Below are 18694 nucleotides of genomic sequence, written 5' to 3'. Positions count from 1 at the left end.
CGCACGGCGCTCCGTTACTTCGGCCATTCCAATTGGGCCGCGGCCTTCGCCGGGGTGGTTTTGATATGGGTGTCGCATCACAGCCCCGCCCTTATCGCGGCGAGGCGTTCGAGGGCGGGCGGGATGGTGGGGCCGCCGCAGTTGATCAGCACGCGCGGGAAGACGGCTTGCGGCGTGGTCGGCAGCAGGCGGCGGCGCAGCGCGGTGCCGCGGCCGGCGCGTTCGGGGGCGATCACGATGGCCGGCGGCTGCGTCACGATCGTCTCGGCGGACAACGTGCCGGTATGCGTCAGGCCATAGGTCGCGGCGGCGTTGCGGAAGCCGACACGGGTCATCATTTCGTTCAGCAACGTGCTCCCCCCGGTCGCGAGATCGCCGCTTATATACAGCAACGCGCTCGGCGAGGGTTCATCCTTGCGGCTCCAGCGGGTCACGGCGCGGTCGATATCCGCGTTGATCCGCGCGCCTCCCGCGGGCGCGCCGACGGCATCGGCGATCTGCGTCACCTGCGCCTGGCTTTCGGCGATCGAGTCGGGGATGCCGAGCAGCAACGTCTTCAGCCCCGCGCGCGCATAGGCGGCCTGGGTCGCGGGCGGGGTGTAGGTGCTGGCGATGACGAGATCGGGGTGCAGCGCGATCACCTCCTCGGCTGTCCCGGCGGTGGCGTGGAAGCGGCGCGCGACGCTGAGCGGGAGCGAGGTCGCCGCCGGGTCCTGCGAATAATGGCTGATCGCCGCGATCCGCGATGCGGGCAGGATCCGGATCAGCACCGAATCGACGCACGGATTGGTCGAGACGATCCCGCCGCCGCCACTGCCGGGTGTCCGTGCGCAGGCCCCCAGCAGCAGCATGAGAAGGATCGCCCCGCGCCTCACTTCAGGCGCAACCGCACGCCGCCATACGCGGCGCGGCCGTAATTGCCGTACCCGGCGACCGTCTCGTACCGCGAGTCGGTCAGGTTATCGACGCGGCCGTACAGCGCGATCCGGTCGTTGATCGGCACCTCCGCGCGGACGCTGGCGAGCGCATAGCCGTCAAGCCGCGTGGTGTTGGCGGCGTCGTCGAAGCTGTCGCCAATCATCGTCACGGTGCCGCCGACGGACAGCCCGAACGCGAACCGGTAATCGGCGTCGACGCTGGCGGTCTGCCGGGGACGGCGCGCGAGGTCGTTGCCGAGATCGCTGCCGATCGAGCGGTTCTCGGTGTCGATATAGCTGTAGTTGGCGGTCAGCGTCAGCGCATCGACCGGGCGCAGCGCGAGCGTGAACTCGACGCCGTCCGCCTCGGCGCGGGCGATGTTGTCGTATACGCCGAACGGGCGGTCGACGCAGATCGAACCGGCGGTCGTCTGCTCCGCCGGACTGCAATCGCGGAAGTCGATCTGGTTGCGCGCCCGCCGATTGAAATAGGTTACGCCCGTGCGAACCCGGTTATCGAGGAACGCCTGCTCGACACCGACGTCGAAGTTGCGCGCCGTCTCCGGATCGAGACCGCGGTTCCCGTAGTCGGAAAAGAGCTGGTACAGGGTGGGTGCCTTGAAGCCTTCGCCATAACTCGCGCGGATCGTCGTGCCGGTGCGCAACGCCAGCGCCGCGTTCGCGCCGAACGTGGTGTGGCTGCCGAAATCGTCGTGATCGTCGTTGCGGACGCCGCCGGTGATGGTGAGGATGTCGAGCGGCTTGACGATCAGCTGGCCGTAGACGCTGGTGATTCCGGTGTTCGCGAAGGTGAAGCCGTCGTTGAAGCGGCTGTTCTCGCGCTCGACGCCAGCGACCACGCGGACCTGGTCGAGCGGGCGGAAGTCGCCCTGATATTCATAGCGTTCGCTGCGGCCGCGGCCGATGAAGGTCGGATCGCTGCCGAAGCTCGGGTCGAAATTGTCGCGGTCGATGTCGGCGATCGTGAACGCGACGCGGTTGTTGAACCGGCCATCGGCGAAGTTCGCGTGCAGGCCGGCATAGCCATAGGCCTCGCGCGTCTTCGAATATTCGGCGGTGTCGGCAAGGACGAAGTCGGGTGCCGGAAACCCGTCGATCTCGACGCGGCTGTCCGCGAAATACCCGCGCAGATCGAGGCCGATCCCCGGCGCGAACTCGACGCCCAGCCGTCCGGTCGCGCCATATTGGCGATAGCCGTCGCGCTCGGTGCCGCTGGCCGCGGACGAGATGCCGTCGGTCTTCAGATACCCGCCGGTCAGCGAGCCCGACACCGGCCCCGTCTTGCCCGAGACGCCTGCGCTCGCGAACAGGCTGTCGGCATAGCCATATTCGGCGTTGGCGCGCGCCTGGACGCCTTCGGTCGGCGCTGCGGTGATGATGTTGACGACGCCGCCGATCGCCTGGCTGCCCCACGGCACCGAGTTCGGTCCGCGCAACACCTCGATCCGCTCGACCGAGCTCGACAGGAGATTGCCGAAGTTGAAGCCCCCCCCGGTCGACGACGGATCGTTGACGCGGACACCGTCGATCACGACCAGGGTCTGGTCCGCCTCGGCACCGCGGATACGGACGCTGGTCAGCGCGCCGACCGTGCCGTTGCGGGTGACGGTGACGCCGGGCGTGGTCGCGAGCAGATCGGAGACGACGACGGTCTGCCGGCGCTCGATCTCGGCGCGGTCGATCACGGTCACCGCCTGCCCGATCTCGCTCAGCGGCTGCGCGGCACGGGTAGCCGTGACGACGACTTCGGGCGCGTCGGTATCGGGAATGGTCTGGGAATACGCCGGGGCTGCGATCGCTGCGGCGCTCAGGAAAAGGAAGAATTTCGTCATGGGGCACGTCCTGACAGAACCGCCCTCGACCATTCGGGAGCGGCAGACGTCTCTCGCTCGAGGAAACCCGGCTGGACCGGAGCACTCGTCCGCGCCGGAGCACCCGCCCGCGCAGTGGATCGACCGTGAAAGGCAGGTCTCCTGGCTTCCGGGTCATCGCCTCCACCCCGCCTTCCCAGGTCGAAACCCAGTGGCGTAATCGGGGTGGCCGCTATCCGGTCACAGTTGCGGGGACAGCGCCGGTCTTGCGGATGAGGATCTGACGACCCGGCCCGCGCACAGACTTCCCTTTTGATCCCGTCGCCGGGAACCCTTCACGAGAGTGGCATTAGTCGCGCGCCATGCACGGGTCAACGCGGAGGTGCCCCGTCAATCCTCCCCCGCCAGGGGGAGGTGGCAGGCGCTTGCCAGACGGAGGGGGCGGACACCGAGCAGAGGTAGTCGCTTACCTCCCCCTCCGTCACCTCCGGTGCCACCTCCCCCTGGCGGGGGAGGATAAATCTTAGCGCCCGCCGTAGCGCAGCCCGATCCAGATCGTCCGCGGCGTCGCGCGCTCGACGATGGTCGCGCCGCTGATCCCCGCCTCGACACGCTCGTCGAACAGGTTCTCGCCGCGCACCTCGGCCACCAGCGAGCGCAGTATCGGCAGCGCGGCATAGGCGTCCAATGTCGTCGCGGCTCCAAGCACGCGCGTATTCTGGTCGTCGTCGAACTGCCGACCGATATGCCGCACGGTCAGCGACAGCGCCGCCGCGTCGTGCCGCCAGTCGACCGTCCCCGACACCTGGTCGCGCGGGGTCTGCGCGGGCCGCAAGCCGTCCAGAGCGGCGGTGATCCCCGAGCCCTCGACCTTCGAATTGGTGTGCGACCACGACGCCTGCACGCCCAGCGGCCCGGGGCGGTACGACGCATCCAGTTCGAACCCGTGCGCCCTGATCGCGTCGAGATTCTGACGGACACGGTATGTAGCGACACCCGGCAACACCTGCGGCGGGTTGGTCGTCGTGACGTTGGCGATCGCGTCCTTCAACCGGTTGTAGAAATAGGTTGCGGCGATGCTCACCCCCGGCGCCGGCGTCAGCGTGACGCCACCCTCGACCCCGGTCAGCCGCTCGGGCGACAGCACCGCGTTCGCCGCGGTTGCGTCGTTGCCGACCCGGAACGGGCGATACAGTTCGTTGAGCGTCGGCAGTCGCCAGCCGCGATACCCGGCCGCGCGCAGCGTGATCGCCGCGATCGGCTGGTATGCGATCCCCGCGCGCCCGGTCGTCTCGCTGCCGTCGCGGTCCGCATAGCGCAGGTCGGTCAGCGCCGCACCGGTCGCCAGCGGGCGCTCGGACAGATAGCCGCCATCGATCGACCACCAGTCCACCCGCCCGCCGAGGCTGAAGGTGACGTCGCCCGCAACCAGGCTTCCATCGGCGAACACGCCGGTCGTCGTGGTGCTCCCGCCAGCCTCGCGCCGCCGCGTCGGCGCCGCGCTCACGAACGTATAGAGTTCCTGCGTCTTGCCGCTCACATCGCGGACATCCGCGCCCAGCCTGAGCGTGATGCTCTCGCCCAGCGGGGGGAGAATCTCGATACGTCCGCCAAGCCCGGTGGCGGGCGTGTTATACTGGTTCAGCGACTGGATCGCGGTCGTCCGCGCGGCATTGATACTGTTGAAGCTGCTCGCGAACGCGCGCGTCTGCAGATACGCCAGCGCCGAATAGCCCCACGCACCGCGCCCGATCAGCCGGATGCTCGCATCGGCCCCCTCGCTCGTGTTGGTCGTGAAATCGCTGCCGCGGTCGCGCGTGTCGGTGAACGCGCTCGCATTCATCTGCAATTCGGTCTTCGCGTCGATCCCGACGACGGTTCGCAGCGCCCCCGACGCCTGCTCGTACGGAGCGGCGCGATCGACGATCCCGCGGCTTTCCTCGACGGTCGGCGTAAAGCCGTCCCCGCGCGCATACGCGCCCGACAGGGTCGCGAACCCCGCCCCGCGCACCAGCGCCGCCGACCCCTGCGCATCGACCGAATCGCGGCTGCCATAGGCGACGCTGCCCTGGAACGGCGTCAGTTGATCGGGTGTCGCGCTCTCCAGCTCGACCGTCCCGGCCAGTGCGCCCGGTCCCTGATACCCGCTCCCGCCACCGCGCGTCACGCGGATGCGGCCGAGCCGCCCGGTCGCATAGGCCGGAAACGCGACCCAGCCGCCGAACGGATCCGCCTGCGGCACCCCGTCGAAGATCAGCAGCGCACGACTGGAGGCATTGCCGCCGATCCCGCGCAGCGAAATACCCTGGCTGGTCGGGTTGGCGCTGCGCGAGTCCGATCGGCGAAACTGCTGCAGTCCGGCGACGTCGGCAAGCACGCTCTCCAGCCGATTGCTCGCATTCGCCTGGATCCGGTCGCGCTCGATCGTGACGATATCATAGGCGCGATCGCCGGGCGCATCCGCCAGCCCGCGCCCGGTGACGACGATGTCGGGGCCTGCCTCGGTCGGTACCCCGGTCGATTGGGCAAGGGCGCTTCCGGACGAGAACAGGATGCAGGCGAGCGCGGACAGCGGGGTGCGAATCATCGACACCGCATGACAGCTTTTCCCGTCGTCTGAAAAGCCGGACGCGCGCAGGCCGGGAATATATCGGCGCCCGGGCCTGCGACCGCGCGCATTGGGCCAGCGCCAAGACGCCCTATATTGACGGAAACCCCATCGATGCGAGCGTTCGATATCGGTGGAGGCCCGCGTTCACGCTGATGGGACATACCATGACCAACTATAAGAAGACCGACGAGGCGATCGCCAAGCTCACCCCCGAGCAGTTCCACGTGACGCAGCAAAGCGGCACCGAACGGCCGGGAACGGGCGAATATCTGAATACCCGCGAACCGGGCGTCTACGTCGATATCGTGTCCGGCGAGCCGCTGTTCGCGTCGGCCGACAAGTTCGATTCGCATTGCGGCTGGCCCAGCTTCACCCGGCCGATCTCGCCCGTCCACGTCACCGAACTGCACGATCGCAGCCACGGCATGGTCCGCACCGAAATCCGCTCGGCCGGCGCCGACAGCCATCTCGGTCATGTGTTCGAGGACGGCCCGCAGGATCAGGGGGGCTTGCGCTACTGCATCAACTCCGCCTCGCTGCGGTTCGTGCCGCGCGACGAGATGAAGGCGCAGGGCTACGCTGCCTATCTTGATCAGGTCGACGCGGCCGGCTGACGGCACGGCTAGCGATCCGGGGACCTGAGACGGGACGGCACGCACGGGCGATGCCGTCCCGTTTTGTCGTAACGAGATAGGCGAGCGTCAAAGGCCGCGCATTGCGACTGATCGGGCTGGGGATTGGAACAGCGTCCCGTGCGGACTGTTCCCCTCGAAAGCGTCCCACTGCCGACGACCTTCAATCGAGGCTTGGATCTCGATCTGGCGCCCGTTTCGAGCTCGTCGCGCCCTCGTTCCCGAAGGACCCTCATGCCGATCCTGACCACCGAAGATCTCGCACTCGCCTATGCCGACACCGGCCCGCGCGATGGCCCACCGGTGCTGTTGATCCACGGCTGGCCCGACGACGCATCGACCTGGGACGCCGTGCTTCCCGCGCTTCATCAGGCGGGATTGCGGACGATCGTGCCGACATTGCGCGGCTTCGGCGACACGCGCTTCGTCGGCGACGCGCCGCGCACCGGCAACAGCGCGATCCTGGCGATGGACATGATCGCGCTCATGGACGCGCTCGGGATCGAGACGTTCATGGTCACGGGGCATGATTGGGGCTCGAACACCGCGGAAGCGCTCGCGGTCGGCTGGCCGGACCGGGTCGAGCGGATGGCGATGCTTGCGACGCCGCCACGGCTCGGCGGCATGCCGACGCCCCCGTTCGAGCAGGCGCAGCGACGCTGCCGGGCGTCGGCCACTTCATCCAGCGCGAGGCCCCCGACGCAGTGTCGCGCCATCTCGTCCGGCTCTTCACGGGCGATCCCGCAACCTTGAGCGTGGCTATGGACCAGACCCCCGCCATGTCGAAAGCGAAGCCCTATCTGGTCGGGGCGGCGGCGATTGGCATGCTCGCGACCGCGGCGATCGGCATCGCCCATGCGCAGGCACGCGCCGCGAGCCCGCTGACCAGGATCGCGGAGTTCGATAATCAGGTCACGGGCGTCGCGGTGACGGTGGACGGCCGCCACTTCGTCAATTTCCCGCGCTGGACCGACGACGCGCCGATCTCGGTTGCCGAGCTTATGGAGGACGGCGCGCTCCGGCCCTATCCGGACGCCAAGTGGAAGAGCTGGCGCAATGCGCGGGCGAACGAGCTGCCGGTCGGGGACTATTTCGTCTGTGTCCAGTCGATCGTCGCCGATGGCCACGGCAACCTCTGGGTGCTCGATCCCGGCGCGCCCGGCAACGAGAAAATCCTCGAAGGCGCACCCAAACTGGTGCAGATCGACCTCGCCACCGACCACGTGGTCAAGGTCATCCCGGTACCGCCCGACGTCGCCCTGCAGGGCACGTACCTCAACGACATCCGGTTCTCGCCCGACGGCCGGACCGGTTACGTCACCGACAGCGGCACCCGCGGCGCGATCATCGTCATCGACCTGGACTCGGGCCGCTCCTTCCGCGCGCTGGATGGCCACGGATCGACCCAGGTCGACAAGGCGGTGACGGTCGAGACCGACGGCACGCCGCTGCTCCGCCCGGACGGTCGCCGACCCGCCTTCGTCGCCGATGGCATCGCGATCTCGAACGACGGCGAGACGCTCTATTTTCAGGCGCTCACCGGCAGGACGCTGTATGCAATCGCCACGGCCTTGCTGCGCGATGGCGTCAGCGAAGCGGACCGTGCGGCCGGGTTGAAGACCGTGGCGCACACGCATGTCGCCGACGGACTGTGGATGAGCAAGGCGGGCGTGCTGTATCTCACCTCGCCGCCCGATAACGCGATCACGCGGCTGGTCGGCGACCATGTCGAACCGGTCCTCACCGACCCGCGACTGCGCTGGCCCGACACCTTCTCCGAAGGTACGGACGGTCGCATCTACGTGACGGCAAGCCACATCCAGGACACCAACTGGTTCGAACCCGGCGCCCCCGCATCGATCCGCACCGAACTCCTCGCGTTCACGCCGGACGCCGTTCGCCCTGACTGACCGTGACCTCGCCCTGTTGGCGGCTAGCGGCTAGCGGCGGGAACAGGGCGATGGGACCGACCCCAGAACGTTAAAAACCCCGCTAGCCTTGGGGCTAGCGGGGTTTTCAATGGTGGGCGTGGCAAGGATTGAACTTGCGACCCCTGCGATGTCAACACAGTGCTCTACCACTGAGCTACACGCCCGCCGGAGGGCTCCACTAGCCGCGACTATCGCGGCGTGCAAGCGCTCAATGCACGCCAGTCATATTATCCATCTCGAACAGGCGATCGACCTCGGCGACGAGGTCGCGCAGGTGGAACGGCTTGGACAATACGCGCGCGTTCGGCATCGCCCTGCCGGCCTTCAGCGTGACCGCCGCAAAACCCGTGATGAACATCACGCGCAGGTCTGCGCACATCTCGCCGGCCTTCTGTGCCAGTTCGATCCCGTCCATCTCGGGCATCACGATATCGGTCAGCAGCAAGTCGAATTTTTCGGTTTCGAGCAAGGGAATCGCGGCCGTACCGCGATCGACCGCGGTCACCCCATAGCCCGAGCGCTCGAGCGCACGCGTCAGATACTCGCGCATCACCTGATCATCCTCGGCCAGAAGAATTCGCAACATCGATCTAACGCCCCGCTTTCACTCACACGTTCACGCCCTGGCCCTACGCGCGAAGCGGTTAATATTTCCAGTTCGTTGACCATAAAGCACGACGGAGAGACCGAGCGGCGCGGGAGGTCGATTGCCCCGCTGGCCGCGCGGCCCTAGCGTGGGGCGATGTACCCATCTCCCTTCGAGCGTTTCGGCACGATGCCGCCGACCAGCCCGGTGGTGCTGTCGGTGCCGCATGCCGGTCGGGAGTATCCGCTGGCGCTGAAGACCGCGCTCCGGGTACCGCTCGCGGCGCTGCTGCCGCTCGAGGACCGCCTGGTCGACGCGGTGGCGCGGGCCGCACGGACGAGCCAGACGACGATCGTCCAGACCCGCGCGCGCGCCTGGATCGACCTCAACCGCGGCGAAGACGAACGCGATCCCCTGATCGACGAGGGCGCCGCATCGGTGACCCCGGCGCAGCAATCCGCCAAGCTGCGCAGCGGGCTGGGGCTAGTGCCACGGCGCGTATCGGGTGCGGGCGATCTCTGGGCGCGACGCTTTACCGATGCCGACGTCACCGCCCGGATCGCGCAGGATCATCGCCCTTATCATGCGGCGATCTCGAGCGCGCTTCAGGCGGCCAAGGCGCAGTTCGGCGTCGCGGTGCTGCTCGACCTGCATTCGATGCCGCCGCTCGGCCCCGGCGGCACGCGGATCGTCCTGGGCGATCGGTTCGGCCATGCGGCCGCGGCGCGGTTCATGACGCGGGTCGAGACCGAATGCACCGCACGCGGCTTTTCGACGGCGGTCAACGCGCCCTATGCCGGCGGCCATATTCTCGAGCGCCACGCACGCCCCGCGGCCAATATCCACGCGGTCCAGCTCGAACTCGACCGTACGCTCTATCTCGACCGCAAGCTCCATGCGCCGGGCGCCGGCTTCGCCCGGGTCGTGGATCTCGTGCGATCGATCCTGTCCGCACTCGCCGACGAGGCGCTGTCCACCCCGCTGGCACAGGCCGCGGAATAAGCTCCACCGGATCGCCCCCACGTGTCGCCATTTCCCGGCCTGGGGCGTGCAGGTCCGGTGTTATTCCTCGCCGATCAGCGTCAGAACATCGCCGATTATCCGGGTCATCGCGATCCGCGCGGCATCGGGATCACGCGCGATGATGGCGTCGGCCACCGCCGCGTGGTCGCCGATGTTGGCAGACCGGCCCTTGATGCGGTTGGTAAAGCGGATCGAGGTGCGCAGCGCCGTCGATACCACCGACTGGAATTGCGCATAGAACGGATTCTTCGACGCCCGCAGGATCGCCATGTGGAAGGCGATATCCGCCTCTAGCGGATCGGTCAGCCCCGCCTCGCCCGCCTCCATCTGCTCCAGGCCGGCTCGGATCGTCAGGAAATCGGCCTCGTCGCCGAACCGTGCCGCCAGCGCGGCGGCCTCCGGTTCGATCGCGACCCGCAGCTGGTTGAAATGCCGAAGCAGGTCGACCGAGAATTTCCGCTCCAGCGTCCAGCGCAGGACATCGGTATCGAACAGGTTCCACGCACTGGCCGGCTGCACGATGGTGCCCTGTCTCGGGCGGGCGCTGACCAAGCCCTTCGCCGTCAGCATCTTGACCGCTTCACGCGTCACCGATCGGCTCACGCCGTGCGTCTTGGCGATCTCCGCCTCGGTCGGAAACGGACGATGTTCGTACCGTCCCGTGACGATTGCACGGCCGAGCGTATCGAGCATGCCATGCGTGAGGTTACGCCCCAATGCGGTTACGGTCGGACCGCCATCGCCGTCTGTCATATCGATCGCCATCGACAAGGTTCTGACGCAAGCGCGCGACACTGTCACCCGTCTAAAGTACACGCCGAGCGATCATACATGACAAAACAATCGGTAATTGTCATATAAACACCGGAGTTCGATCATCGCCACCGTGCGCGACCGATTCTACTGCGGCACAGGCAACGAGCCCGAGGGTGATACAATGGGCAATTTCATTGCGGTCGATTGGGGAACGACCAATCGACGCGCGTTCCGGATCGAGGACGGGCATGTCGCCGCGACCGAGCGGGACGATCGCGGCGCAGCGAACGTCGCGGCGGGCGACTATGCGGCGGAGGTCGCCGGCATCCGCGCGCGGCTCGGCAACCTGCCGATGCTACTTGCCGGGATGGTGGGATCGAACATCGGCTGGCGCAGCGTGCCGTATGTCGCGGCGCCTGCGGGTCTCGCCGAGATTGCCGCGGGGCTCGAGCGGATCGACGATCGCACCGCGATCGTGCCGGGGCTGTCGTACCGCGACGGGCTGCATGCCGACGTGATGCGCGGCGAGGAGGTGCAGTTGCTAGGCGCGGTCGCCGCCGGGCTGGTACCGGCCGACGCGTTGCTCTGCCAGCCCGGTACGCATTGCAAATGGGCGACCGTGGAAGGCGGTGCGATCACCCGCTTCACCACCGCGATGACCGGCGAACTCTTTGCGCTGCTCCGCGCACACGGCGTCCTCTCGCGGCAGCTCGGCCACCCGGTCGAACTTGGGTCCGCGTTTCTCGAAGGCGTCGCGGAGGGCGCGCGGCGCGATCTCGCCGCCAGCCTGTTCGCGATCAGGGCGCGCGGCGTGCTCGGAATCGCCGACGACGCGCATGCCGCGTCGTTCGCCAGCGGGTTGCTGATCGGTGCCGATACCGCCGCGCGGATCGAGCCGGGCGCCACGGTGCACATCCTTGCCGACCCGGCACTCGGTGCACTCTATGCCGGCGCGATCGATGCGCTGGGCGGCAGCTCGCACCATATCGACAGCCAGGCCGCCTTCGTGGCCGGCATCACCCGTATCCAGGATCTTGCAGCATGACTCCCCCCACGACCCACCGCCGGGCCTTCGACGACGCCTTCGCGAGATGCCCGCTGATCGCGATTTTGCGCGGCGTGAAGCCGGATGAGGTCGAGGCGATCGGCGAGGCGCTGGTCGAGGCGGGCTTCACCATCCTCGAAGTCCCGATGAACTCGCCCGATCCGCTCGACAGCATCGCCCGGCTGGCGCGCACGCTGAAGGGCCGCGCGGTCGTCGGTGCGGGCACCGTGTTGCGCGTCGAGGACGTGGCGGCGGTCGGTGCGGCGGGTGGCACACTGATAATCGCGCCCAACGCGAACGTGCGGGTGATCGCGGCGGCAGCCGAGCGCGGCTATGTCGCGCTGCCCGGCATCGCGACGCCGACCGAGGCGTTCGCGGCGCTGGAGGCGGGCGCGGCGGCGCTGAAGCTGTTCCCGGCCGAGGCCGCGAGCCCCGCGGTACTGAAGGCGATGCGGGCCGTCCTTCCCAAGGACACGCGTGTGCTGCCGGTCGGTGGTGTGGTACCGGAGATCATGGCCGAGTGGCGCAAGGCGGGCGCGGCCGGGTTCGGTCTGGGCTCCGCACTGTATGCGCCGGGGATGACGGCGGCAGATGTCGGCGCGAGGGCGCGCGGGTTTATCGCGGCGCTGAAGGCGAGGTAACGTCTCCGTCGGCCCGCTATCGTCTTCGCGCCGCGTTGGGGTTAGGGCGGCGCGATGATGTTCGCCGACCAGGAACGAGACCTCGCCACGCTGGCCGCCGCCGACCGGTATCGATCGCTCAGGCCGCCGGCGGGCGTCGACTTCGCCTCGAACGACTATCTCGGCCTCGCCGGATCGGACCGTCTGCGCGGCGCGATGATCGAGGCCTTGGCGCGGGGCGTGCCGGTCGGATCGGGCGGCTCGCGGTTGTTGCGTGGCAACGCGCCCGAGCATGAGGCGCTGGAAGCAGATGCGGCGCGGTTCTTCGGGACCGAGGCCGCACTGTTCTTCGCCAGCGGGTATGTCGCCAACACGATCCTGTTCGCGACGGTGCCGCAGCGCGGCGACCTGATCGTCCACGACGCCCTTATCCATGCGAGCGCGCATGAGGGGATGCGGCTGACGCGGGCGACCTGCGTAAGCGCGGCGCATAACGACGCGGGTGCGTTCGAGGACGCGATCGCCGATTGGCGCGCAGCCGGCGGTACGGGGCGAGTCTGGATCGCGGTCGAGAGTCTCTACAGCATGGACGGCGACCGCGCGCCGCTCGCCGATCTCGCACGCGTCGCGGACCGCCACGACGCGATCCTGCTGATCGACGAGGCGCATGCGACCGGCGTGTTCGGCGCCGATGGCCGGGGCCTCGCCGAGGGGCTCGACGGGCGCGACAACGTCGTCACCTTGCGGACCTGCGGCAAGGCGCTTGGCTGCGAAGGCGCGCTGCTCTGCGGGCCGGCGGTGATGCGCGAGTTCATCGTCAACCGCGGACGCGGGTTCATCTTCTCGACCGCGCCGTCGCCGCTGATGGCGCTGGCGGTCCGCGAGGCGCTGCGGATCAGCGCCGACGAACCGGTGCGGCGCGACCGGTTGTGGGCGCTGATCGCGACGGCGGAGCGCGTGTTGGGTCCCTACGGTGTCGTGGCGACCGGATCGCAGATCCTGCCGCTGGTACTCGGCGATGCCGCGCGGACGATGCGGGTGGCCGCCGCGATCCAGGCAGCCGGGTTCGACGTCCGCGGCATCCGTCCGCCGACCGTCCCCGAGGGTGGATCGCGGTTGCGGATATCGTTGACGCTCAACGTCACGACGGCGGATATCGAGGCTTTGGGCGAGGTCATGAAGGAGGCGCTGCAATGACGATTATCGTCACCGGAACGGACACGGATATCGGCAAGACGGTGTTCGCCGCCGGGCTGACCGCTGCGCTCGGCGCGCGCTACTGGAAGCCGGTGCAGGCCGGGCTTGCGGACGGTAGCGATGCGGCGTCGGTCGTGACCTTGGGCGTGCCAGCGGACAGCGTCCTGCCTGAGGCATACCGGCTGACGACACCGTGTTCGCCGCATCTTGCCGCGGAGATCGACGGGGTGACGATCGACCTCGAAAAGCTAACGCTGCCCGCAATCGACGGTCCGATGGTCGTCGAGGGGGCGGGCGGTGTGATGGTACCGGTGACGCGCGACCTGATCTTCGCGGACCTGTTCGCGCGGTGGGCCAAGCCGGTGGTGCTCGTTGCGCGCACGGGGCTCGGCACGATCAATCACAGCCTATTGTCGATCGAGGCGTTGCGCGCGCGCGGCGTGCCGATCCTCGGTATCGCGTTCGTCGGCGACGCGGTCGAGGACAGCGAAGCGACCATCGCGGCACTCGGAAAGGTCCGCCGGCTCGGCCGCCTGCCCCGGCTCGATCCGTTGAACGCAGCGACCTTGGCCGAGGCGTTCGCTGCGAGCTTCGACCTGGAGGCGTTCCGGTGAGCGATTCCCCCGTCTGGCATCCGTTCACGCAGCACGGCCTGCGCGAGCCGATCCCGCTCGTCACGCATGCCGAGGGTGCGGCGCTCTACACGTCCGACGGGCGTCGGATCGTCGATGCGATTTCGTCCTGGTGGGTCACCACGCATGGCCACGCCAACCCGAGGATCATGGCCGCGATCGCCGAACAGGCGGGCAAGCTCGACCAGATCATCTTCGCCGGCTGGACGCACCAGCCTGCCGAAGATCTTGCGCGCGGCCTCACCGCGATCATGCCGCCCGAGCTCACCCGGGTGTTCTTCTCGGATTCCGGCTCGACCAGCGTCGAGTGCGCGCTGAAGATGGCGCTCGGCTATTGGCTGGATCGGGCTGAGGACCGCCACCGCATCCTCGTGCTGGAGCACGGCTATCACGGCGACACGATCGGCGCGATGTCGGTCGGCGCGCGCGGCGTCTTCAACCGCGCCTACGCGCCGCTGCTGTTCGACGTCGGCACGATCCCCTTCCCGGCCGCCGGGCACGAACAGGCTACGCTCGATGCGCTGGAACGCGCCTGCGCCGAACACCCGGCGGCGTTCATCGTCGAGCCGCTGCTGCTCGGCGCGGGCGGGATGCACATCTATCCGGCGCACATCCTCGCCGAGATGCGGCGGATCTGCGCGCGCCATGGCGTCCTGTTCATCGCCGACGAGGTGATGACCGGCTGGGGCCGCACCGGCACTCTGCTCGCCTGCGAACAGGCCGGCGTGGTGCCCGACATCCTGTGCCTGTCAAAGGGGCTGACCGGCGGCGCGATCCCGCTCGCGGTGACGATGACGAGCGAGCCGATCTACCAGGCGCATTACGGCACCGACAGATCGCGCATGTTCTTCCACTCGTCGAGCTACACCGCCAACCCGATCGCCTGCGCCGCTGCCAACGCGAACCTCGCCATCTGGCGCGACGAACCGGTGCGCGAGCGGATCGCCGATCTGGCCACACGCCAGGCCGCGCGGCTTGAGGCGCTCGCCCGGCATCCGCGGATCGCCAATGCCCGCGCGATCGGCACCATCACCGCGGTCGAACTGGAGGGCGAGGACGGCTATCTCTCGCAGATCGGCCCGCGCCTGCTCGCGTTCTTCGGCGAGCGCGACCTGCTGCTCCGGCCGCTCGGCAACACCGTTTACGTCATGCCGCCTTACTGCATCGACGACGCCGATCTCGACCGGATCTATACGGCGATCGGCGACGCGTGCGATGCACTCGGACATGGCTCCTGACGTTTTTGCTGCAGCGCAGCAACAAATGACGTAGACGCCGCGTTGACATAGGTTCGCGGCGGTTGTGCCTAGCGATGAAAGGCTCGCGTTTTGAGAAACATCGCCGATACCATTGCCCGCATGGCGCGCGCGGGAGCCCCTGCGCAGTTTCATGCCGGGCCAAGCCGACTGACCAGGCTGACCGAGTTCGGGACCAATCCCGGCGCGTTGCTGGGCCATAGCTACGTGCCTAGGGACCTCCCATCGGTCGCACCGTTGGTGGTGGTGCTGCACGGCTGCACGCAGACGGCGGCAGGCTATGACCACGGCTCGGGCTGGTCGCAACTGGCCGATCGCGCGGGCTTTGCGGTGCTGTTTCCCGAACAGACGCGCGCGAACAATACCAATCTCTGCTTCAACTGGTTCGCCTCCGAAGACACCGCGCAGGCCGGCGGCGAGGCCGAATCGATCGCGCAGATGACCGAGACGATGATCGCGCGCCACGGGCTCGACCGCAGCCGCGTGTACGTCACCGGGCTGTCGGCGGGCGGCGCGATGACGATGGCGATGCTGGCGACCCGTCCGGACCTGTTCGCGGGCGGCGCGGTGATTGGGGGACTCGCCTACGGGACCGCGACTGGCGTGTCGCAAGCATTCGACCGGATGCGCGGGCACGGCGACACCAGCGACACCGCGCTGGCCGACGCGGTCCGCAGCGGCGCGCGCGGGCATGACGGGGCGTGGCCGAAATTGTCGATCTGGCACGGCGCGGCGGATGCGACGGTCAACGTGTCGAACGCGGACACGATCGGGCGGCAATGGCGCGCGCTGCACGGCGTCGACGCGGAGGCGGTCCGCGAGGAGCACAGCGCCGCCGGCATGCGGCGCGTGTGGTCCGATGTCGCCGGTCGCGACGTGGTCGAGGAATGGATCGTGCCCGGCATGGGCCATGGCACGCCGATCGATCCCTCGGGGGACCGCCTGGGCAAGCCGGGGCCGTTCATGCTCGATGTCGGCATTTCGAGCACGGCGATGATCGCTGAATCTTGGGGCTTGGTCTCGGCGGACGAGGCTGCTGCGGTTGCGAAGGCGGCGCCGGAGCGGGTTGCCAAGCGGGCCATCCCGGTTCGCGGCAAAGCTGCCGCGAAGACGGCTCCGGCTCCGGCGACGGGTATCCAAGCGACGATCGAGACTGCGCTGCGGGCTGCTGGGTTGATGCGGTAGTCTGCCTGCGCCGGAGTGGTCGATGGCTGTCGCTCGCGGGGCGGATGACGGTTGCCACGACGATGATATCCCAGCTTTCGCTGGGATGACGGGGTTTTGGGGGCAGCGTTGCTCTCCCGCTCCTCACACACCTGATCGCCCCACTTCTATCCTCCCCCGCCAGGGGGAGGTGGCTGGCGCTTGCCAGACGGAGGGGGCGGTAAGGGACAATCCGTGTTGCGGGTCCTCCCCCTCCGTCGCCTACGGCGCCATCTCCCCCTTGCGGGGGAGGATCGGTAAGCTTCTCCGACAATGGCTGCCCCTCGAAGCGATCGGCCACGGTCATCGACTTGGCCTGAAACGCAGGTAAAGCCAGCGGATGACGTCGACTCCGCCCCGCCCCTGGCGCACCGAATTTGCCGCCACGCTGAAACTTGCCTGGCCGCTGGTCGCGACGAATCTCGCCCAGGCGTTGGTCGGCGCGACCGATGTGGCGATGCTCGGGCGGCTGGGTCCCGACACGCTGGCGGCAGCGACGCTGGGGCTGAACCTCTACCTCGTGTTCCTCGTTTTCGGCATGGGTCTCACGACCGCCGCGGTGCCGATGATCGCGCGCGAACGCGGCGCGCGGCCGCATGCGGTGCGCGATATCCGGCGGACCGTGCGCCAGACGATCTGGGTCGCCGCCACGCTCTGCATTCCGTCCTGGGTGATCCTCTGGAATGCCGAGGCGATCCTCGTCCACCTGCTCGACCAGGACCCGCTGCTCGCGCACGACGCGGCGCGGTTCGTGCGCGCCGTCATGTGGGGCATGCTGCCGAGCCTTGCCTTCCTCGTGCTGCGCGCGTTCGTCGCCGCGCTCGAGCGGCCCGGCTGGTCGCTGGTGGTGATGACCGGATTGCTGATCGTCAACGCCGGGCTCAACTGGTTGCTGATCTTCGGCCACGCAGGATTGCCCGCACTCGGCCTGCTCGGCTCGGGAATGGCGAGCAGCATCGCCAACGGCTTGAGCTTCGTCGCGATGGCCGCCGTCATCCTCTACGCCAAACCGTTCCGCCGCTATCGCCTGCTCGGCCGCTTCTGGCGCAGCGACTGGCCACGATACCGCGCGGTATGGACGCTCGGGCTGCCGATCGCGATCACATTGGGGTTCGAGTCCACCGTGTTCATCGCCGCGGTGTTCCTGATGGGATTGCTCGGCACCGTGCCGCTCGCCGCGCACGCGATCGCGATCCAGATCGCCGGCGTCACCTTCATGGTCCCGCTCGGCATCGCCCAAGCCGCCACCGTCCGCGTCGGTCTCGCCTCCGGACGTGGCGACCGGGCGGGGATCGGCCGCGCGGGCTGGGCGGCGTTCGCGATCGGCGAAGGCTTCATGGTGCTGACCGCGGCTTTGCTCGTGCTCGCCCCGCAACTGCTGATCGGCATCATCCTCGACGTCGATGCGCCCGCCAACGCACCGGTCGTCGCGCTGGCGATCTCGCTGCTCGCGGTGGCCGCCGTGTTCCAGGTGGTCGACGGCGCGCAGGTGATCGGCGCGGGGATGTTGCGCGGGCTGGGCGATACCAAGGTGCCGATGATCTTCGCGGCGATCGGCTATTGGGGAATCGGCATCGGCGTCGGCGCATGGCTCGCCTTCGGCCGCGGCTGGGGCGGGGTCGGCATCTGGACCGGATTGGCGACCGGACTGGCGGTGGTCTCGGTGCTGATGATCGCCCGCTGGCAGGCGCGCGAGCGACTTGGGCTCGGCTAAGGCTCGCTTGGCCTCTTTATCCGATATTACTGATACATAGCAGCTTGGACGTGTTAACGTGTGTTACACCACGGGAGCCTGACATATGCCTGATCAAGATCGCATCGTCGCGATCGGGTTGCTCACGCAGCGCGACATTTTCGCGCTCGGCCACGACCTGTCGCGTGTCTATCCGATCGACGAGATGCCCTGCTTCGGCAGCCTGCTTTGCGCGATCGACGACGCCGACCGCGCGTTCCACCGGGACCGCGACGCGCGCCAGCTTGCCAATCCGGTCCCACACGGCGCAACCTCGCGGGCATAGCGGCGTTCGAGATCCGCTGAGCCCCTGCGGAGATCGATCATGACGCTGCCCACCGAATTGCTGCTGCTAGGCTGGTCGACGGTCCTGCTGTTCGCGTATGTGATGATCCAGGGGCAGACGGCGACGCGCGACCGCGGGCTCGACTGGAATGCCGGCTCGCGCGACGGCGAGCAGAAGCCGCTCGGCGAGATGGCCGGCCGCGCCGAACGCGCGCTCAAGAATTTCCAGGAAACCTACCCGGTCTTCGTCGCGCTAGCGCTCGGGCTGGCGGTCACCGATCGCACCGGCGGGCTCGGTGCGATCGGGGCCTGGCTCTGGTTCGGCGCGCGGATCGCCTACATCCCGCTCTACCTGTTCGGCATCAAGTACGTCCGCAGCCTGTGCTGGATGGTCTCGATCCTCGGCCTGCTGCTGATGCTGATCCGCTTTCTTTGA

At 68.3% G+C, this 18694-nt stretch carries 18 protein-coding genes, 1 tRNA gene and 1 riboswitch; of the genes, 13 read left to right on the top strand and 6 right to left on the bottom strand.

Going from position 1 to position 18694, the window contains the following annotated elements:
* Nucleotides 1-77: 77 nt before the first annotated feature.
* From EQZ23_RS15210 to EQZ23_RS15200, 3 genes are all read right to left on the bottom strand, one after another.
* On the bottom strand, nt 78-851 hold the full coding sequence (locus tag EQZ23_RS15210; protein ID WP_128455256.1) for an ABC transporter substrate-binding protein: 774 nt from the start codon (nt 849-851) through the stop codon (nt 78-80).
* 20 nt (nt 852-871) lie between these two features.
* Nucleotides 872-2770, bottom strand: coding sequence for a TonB-dependent receptor (locus EQZ23_RS15205; protein ID WP_128455255.1), 1899 nt, complete (start codon nt 2768-2770; stop codon nt 872-874).
* A gap of 113 nt (nt 2771-2883) precedes the next feature.
* Nucleotides 2884-3100: riboswitch (cobalamin riboswitch) on the bottom strand.
* 172 nt (nt 3101-3272) lie between these two features.
* Nucleotides 3273-5336 carry a TonB-dependent receptor gene (locus tag EQZ23_RS15200; RefSeq protein WP_128455254.1) on the bottom strand — a complete coding sequence of 688 codons (2064 nt, stop codon included), beginning with the start codon at nt 5334-5336 and terminating at the stop codon, nt 3273-3275.
* Nucleotides 5337-5524: 188 nt separating this feature from the next.
* Between EQZ23_RS15200 and msrB the strand changes: the two genes are divergently transcribed.
* The 3 genes from msrB to EQZ23_RS15190 all read left to right on the top strand — a co-directional run bounded on the left by msrB (nt 5525) and on the right by EQZ23_RS15190 (nt 7902).
* On the top strand, nt 5525-5974 hold the full coding sequence (msrB, locus tag EQZ23_RS15195; protein WP_128455253.1) for a peptide-methionine (R)-S-oxide reductase MsrB: 450 nt from the start codon (nt 5525-5527) through the stop codon (nt 5972-5974).
* A gap of 252 nt (nt 5975-6226) precedes the next feature.
* Complete coding sequence (locus EQZ23_RS20350; protein ID WP_240663602.1) at nt 6227-6745, top strand: alpha/beta hydrolase; 519 nt, start codon at nt 6227-6229, stop codon at nt 6743-6745.
* A gap of 26 nt (nt 6746-6771) precedes the next feature.
* Nucleotides 6772-7902, top strand: a complete 1131-nt coding sequence (locus tag EQZ23_RS15190) for a major royal jelly family protein (RefSeq protein WP_240663601.1) — start codon at nt 6772-6774, stop codon at nt 7900-7902.
* A 110-nt stretch (nt 7903-8012) separates the two neighbouring features.
* On the opposite strand, the gene EQZ23_RS15185 is transcribed toward EQZ23_RS15190, so the two are convergent.
* Together EQZ23_RS15185 and EQZ23_RS15180 are read right to left on the bottom strand one after the other, a co-directional pair.
* Nucleotides 8013-8087 (bottom strand) — tRNA-Val (locus tag EQZ23_RS15185).
* 44 nt (nt 8088-8131) lie between these two features.
* Nucleotides 8132-8509 carry a response regulator gene (locus tag EQZ23_RS15180; protein ID WP_128455252.1) on the bottom strand — a complete coding sequence of 126 codons (378 nt, stop codon included), beginning with the start codon at nt 8507-8509 and terminating at the stop codon, nt 8132-8134.
* A gap of 156 nt (nt 8510-8665) precedes the next feature.
* Here EQZ23_RS15180 and EQZ23_RS15175 point away from each other — a divergent pair, with 156 nt between their 5' ends.
* Nucleotides 8666-9511, top strand: coding sequence for an N-formylglutamate amidohydrolase (locus tag EQZ23_RS15175; RefSeq protein WP_128455251.1), 846 nt, complete (start codon nt 8666-8668; stop codon nt 9509-9511).
* Between the two features lie 60 nt (nt 9512-9571).
* Here EQZ23_RS15175 and EQZ23_RS15170 read toward each other — a convergent pair whose 3' ends face one another.
* Entirely contained in the window at nt 9572-10285 is a 714-nt protein-coding gene (locus EQZ23_RS15170; protein ID WP_128455250.1) for a FadR/GntR family transcriptional regulator, read from the bottom strand.
* A 184-nt stretch (nt 10286-10469) separates the two neighbouring features.
* On the opposite strand from EQZ23_RS15170, the gene EQZ23_RS15165 reads away from it, so the two are divergent.
* The 9 genes from EQZ23_RS15165 to EQZ23_RS15125 all read left to right on the top strand — a co-directional run bounded on the left by EQZ23_RS15165 (nt 10470) and on the right by EQZ23_RS15125 (nt 18694).
* Nucleotides 10470-11333, top strand: a complete 864-nt coding sequence (locus EQZ23_RS15165) for a 2-dehydro-3-deoxygalactonokinase (RefSeq protein WP_128455249.1) — start codon at nt 10470-10472, stop codon at nt 11331-11333.
* Nucleotides 11330-11974: a 2-dehydro-3-deoxy-6-phosphogalactonate aldolase gene (locus tag EQZ23_RS15160; protein ID WP_128455248.1), complete on the top strand. Its 645-nt coding sequence runs from the start codon at nt 11330-11332 to the stop codon at nt 11972-11974. The genes EQZ23_RS15165 and EQZ23_RS15160 overlap by 4 nt, the downstream gene beginning before the upstream one ends.
* 54 nt (nt 11975-12028) lie before the next feature.
* On the top strand, nt 12029-13150 hold the full coding sequence (locus EQZ23_RS15155) for an 8-amino-7-oxononanoate synthase (protein ID WP_128455247.1): 1122 nt from the start codon (nt 12029-12031) through the stop codon (nt 13148-13150).
* Nucleotides 13147-13764: a dethiobiotin synthase gene (bioD, locus tag EQZ23_RS15150; RefSeq protein WP_128455246.1), complete on the top strand. Its 618-nt coding sequence runs from the start codon at nt 13147-13149 to the stop codon at nt 13762-13764. Before EQZ23_RS15155 ends, bioD begins: the two co-directional genes overlap by 4 nt.
* Nucleotides 13761-15020 carry an adenosylmethionine--8-amino-7-oxononanoate transaminase gene (locus EQZ23_RS15145; RefSeq protein WP_128455245.1) on the top strand — a complete coding sequence of 420 codons (1260 nt, stop codon included), beginning with the start codon at nt 13761-13763 and terminating at the stop codon, nt 15018-15020. Before bioD ends, EQZ23_RS15145 begins: the two co-directional genes overlap by 4 nt.
* 120 nt (nt 15021-15140) lie before the next feature.
* Complete coding sequence (locus EQZ23_RS15140; protein ID WP_240663600.1) at nt 15141-16223, top strand: PHB depolymerase family esterase; 1083 nt, start codon at nt 15141-15143, stop codon at nt 16221-16223.
* 358 nt (nt 16224-16581) lie between these two features.
* On the top strand, nt 16582-17955 hold the full coding sequence (locus tag EQZ23_RS15135) for an MATE family efflux transporter (RefSeq protein WP_128455244.1): 1374 nt from the start codon (nt 16582-16584) through the stop codon (nt 17953-17955).
* Between the two features lie 85 nt (nt 17956-18040).
* Nucleotides 18041-18259, top strand: a complete 219-nt coding sequence (locus EQZ23_RS15130; RefSeq protein WP_128455243.1) for a hypothetical protein — start codon at nt 18041-18043, stop codon at nt 18257-18259.
* A 39-nt stretch (nt 18260-18298) separates the two neighbouring features.
* On the top strand, nt 18299-18694 hold the full coding sequence (locus EQZ23_RS15125) for an MAPEG family protein (protein ID WP_128455242.1): 396 nt from the start codon (nt 18299-18301) through the stop codon (nt 18692-18694).

Origin of the sequence: Sphingomonas sp. UV9, from assembly GCF_004101245.1 — a bacterium.
Lineage (GTDB): Bacteria > Pseudomonadota > Alphaproteobacteria > Sphingomonadales > Sphingomonadaceae > Sphingomonas.
This window is presented reverse-complemented; position numbering and strand designations above follow the sequence as displayed.

Bases quoted from the DNA above. Each gene is read 5' to 3' on its own strand.
- EQZ23_RS15130 (WP_128455243.1), top strand. From the start codon at position 18,041: ATGCCTGATCAAGATCGCATCGTCGCGATCGGGTTGCTCACGCAGCGC.
- EQZ23_RS15205 (WP_128455255.1), bottom strand. From the start codon at position 2,770: ATGACGAAATTCTTCCTTTTCCTGAGCGCCGCAGCGATCGCAGCCCCG.
- msrB (WP_128455253.1), top strand. From the start codon at position 5,525: ATGACCAACTATAAGAAGACCGACGAGGCGATCGCCAAGCTCACCCCC.
- EQZ23_RS15160 (WP_128455248.1), top strand. From the start codon at position 11,330: ATGACTCCCCCCACGACCCACCGCCGGGCCTTCGACGACGCCTTCGCG.
- EQZ23_RS15155 (WP_128455247.1), top strand. From the start codon at position 12,029: ATGATGTTCGCCGACCAGGAACGAGACCTCGCCACGCTGGCCGCCGCC.
- EQZ23_RS15190 (WP_240663601.1), top strand. From the start codon at position 6,772: ATGTCGAAAGCGAAGCCCTATCTGGTCGGGGCGGCGGCGATTGGCATG.
- EQZ23_RS15170 (WP_128455250.1), bottom strand. From the start codon at position 10,285: ATGACAGACGGCGATGGCGGTCCGACCGTAACCGCATTGGGGCGTAAC.
- EQZ23_RS15210 (WP_128455256.1), bottom strand. From the start codon at position 851: ATGCTGCTGCTGGGGGCCTGCGCACGGACACCCGGCAGTGGCGGCGGC.
- bioD (WP_128455246.1), top strand. From the start codon at position 13,147: ATGACGATTATCGTCACCGGAACGGACACGGATATCGGCAAGACGGTG.
- EQZ23_RS15180 (WP_128455252.1), bottom strand. From the start codon at position 8,509: ATGTTGCGAATTCTTCTGGCCGAGGATGATCAGGTGATGCGCGAGTAT.
- EQZ23_RS15135 (WP_128455244.1), top strand. From the start codon at position 16,582: ATGACGTCGACTCCGCCCCGCCCCTGGCGCACCGAATTTGCCGCCACG.
- EQZ23_RS15175 (WP_128455251.1), top strand. From the start codon at position 8,666: ATGTACCCATCTCCCTTCGAGCGTTTCGGCACGATGCCGCCGACCAGC.
- EQZ23_RS15165 (WP_128455249.1), top strand. From the start codon at position 10,470: ATGGGCAATTTCATTGCGGTCGATTGGGGAACGACCAATCGACGCGCG.
- EQZ23_RS15125 (WP_128455242.1), top strand. From the start codon at position 18,299: ATGACGCTGCCCACCGAATTGCTGCTGCTAGGCTGGTCGACGGTCCTG.
- EQZ23_RS20350 (WP_240663602.1), top strand. From the start codon at position 6,227: ATGCCGATCCTGACCACCGAAGATCTCGCACTCGCCTATGCCGACACC.
- EQZ23_RS15140 (WP_240663600.1), top strand. From the start codon at position 15,141: ATGGCGCGCGCGGGAGCCCCTGCGCAGTTTCATGCCGGGCCAAGCCGA.
- EQZ23_RS15200 (WP_128455254.1), bottom strand. From the start codon at position 5,336: ATGATTCGCACCCCGCTGTCCGCGCTCGCCTGCATCCTGTTCTCGTCC.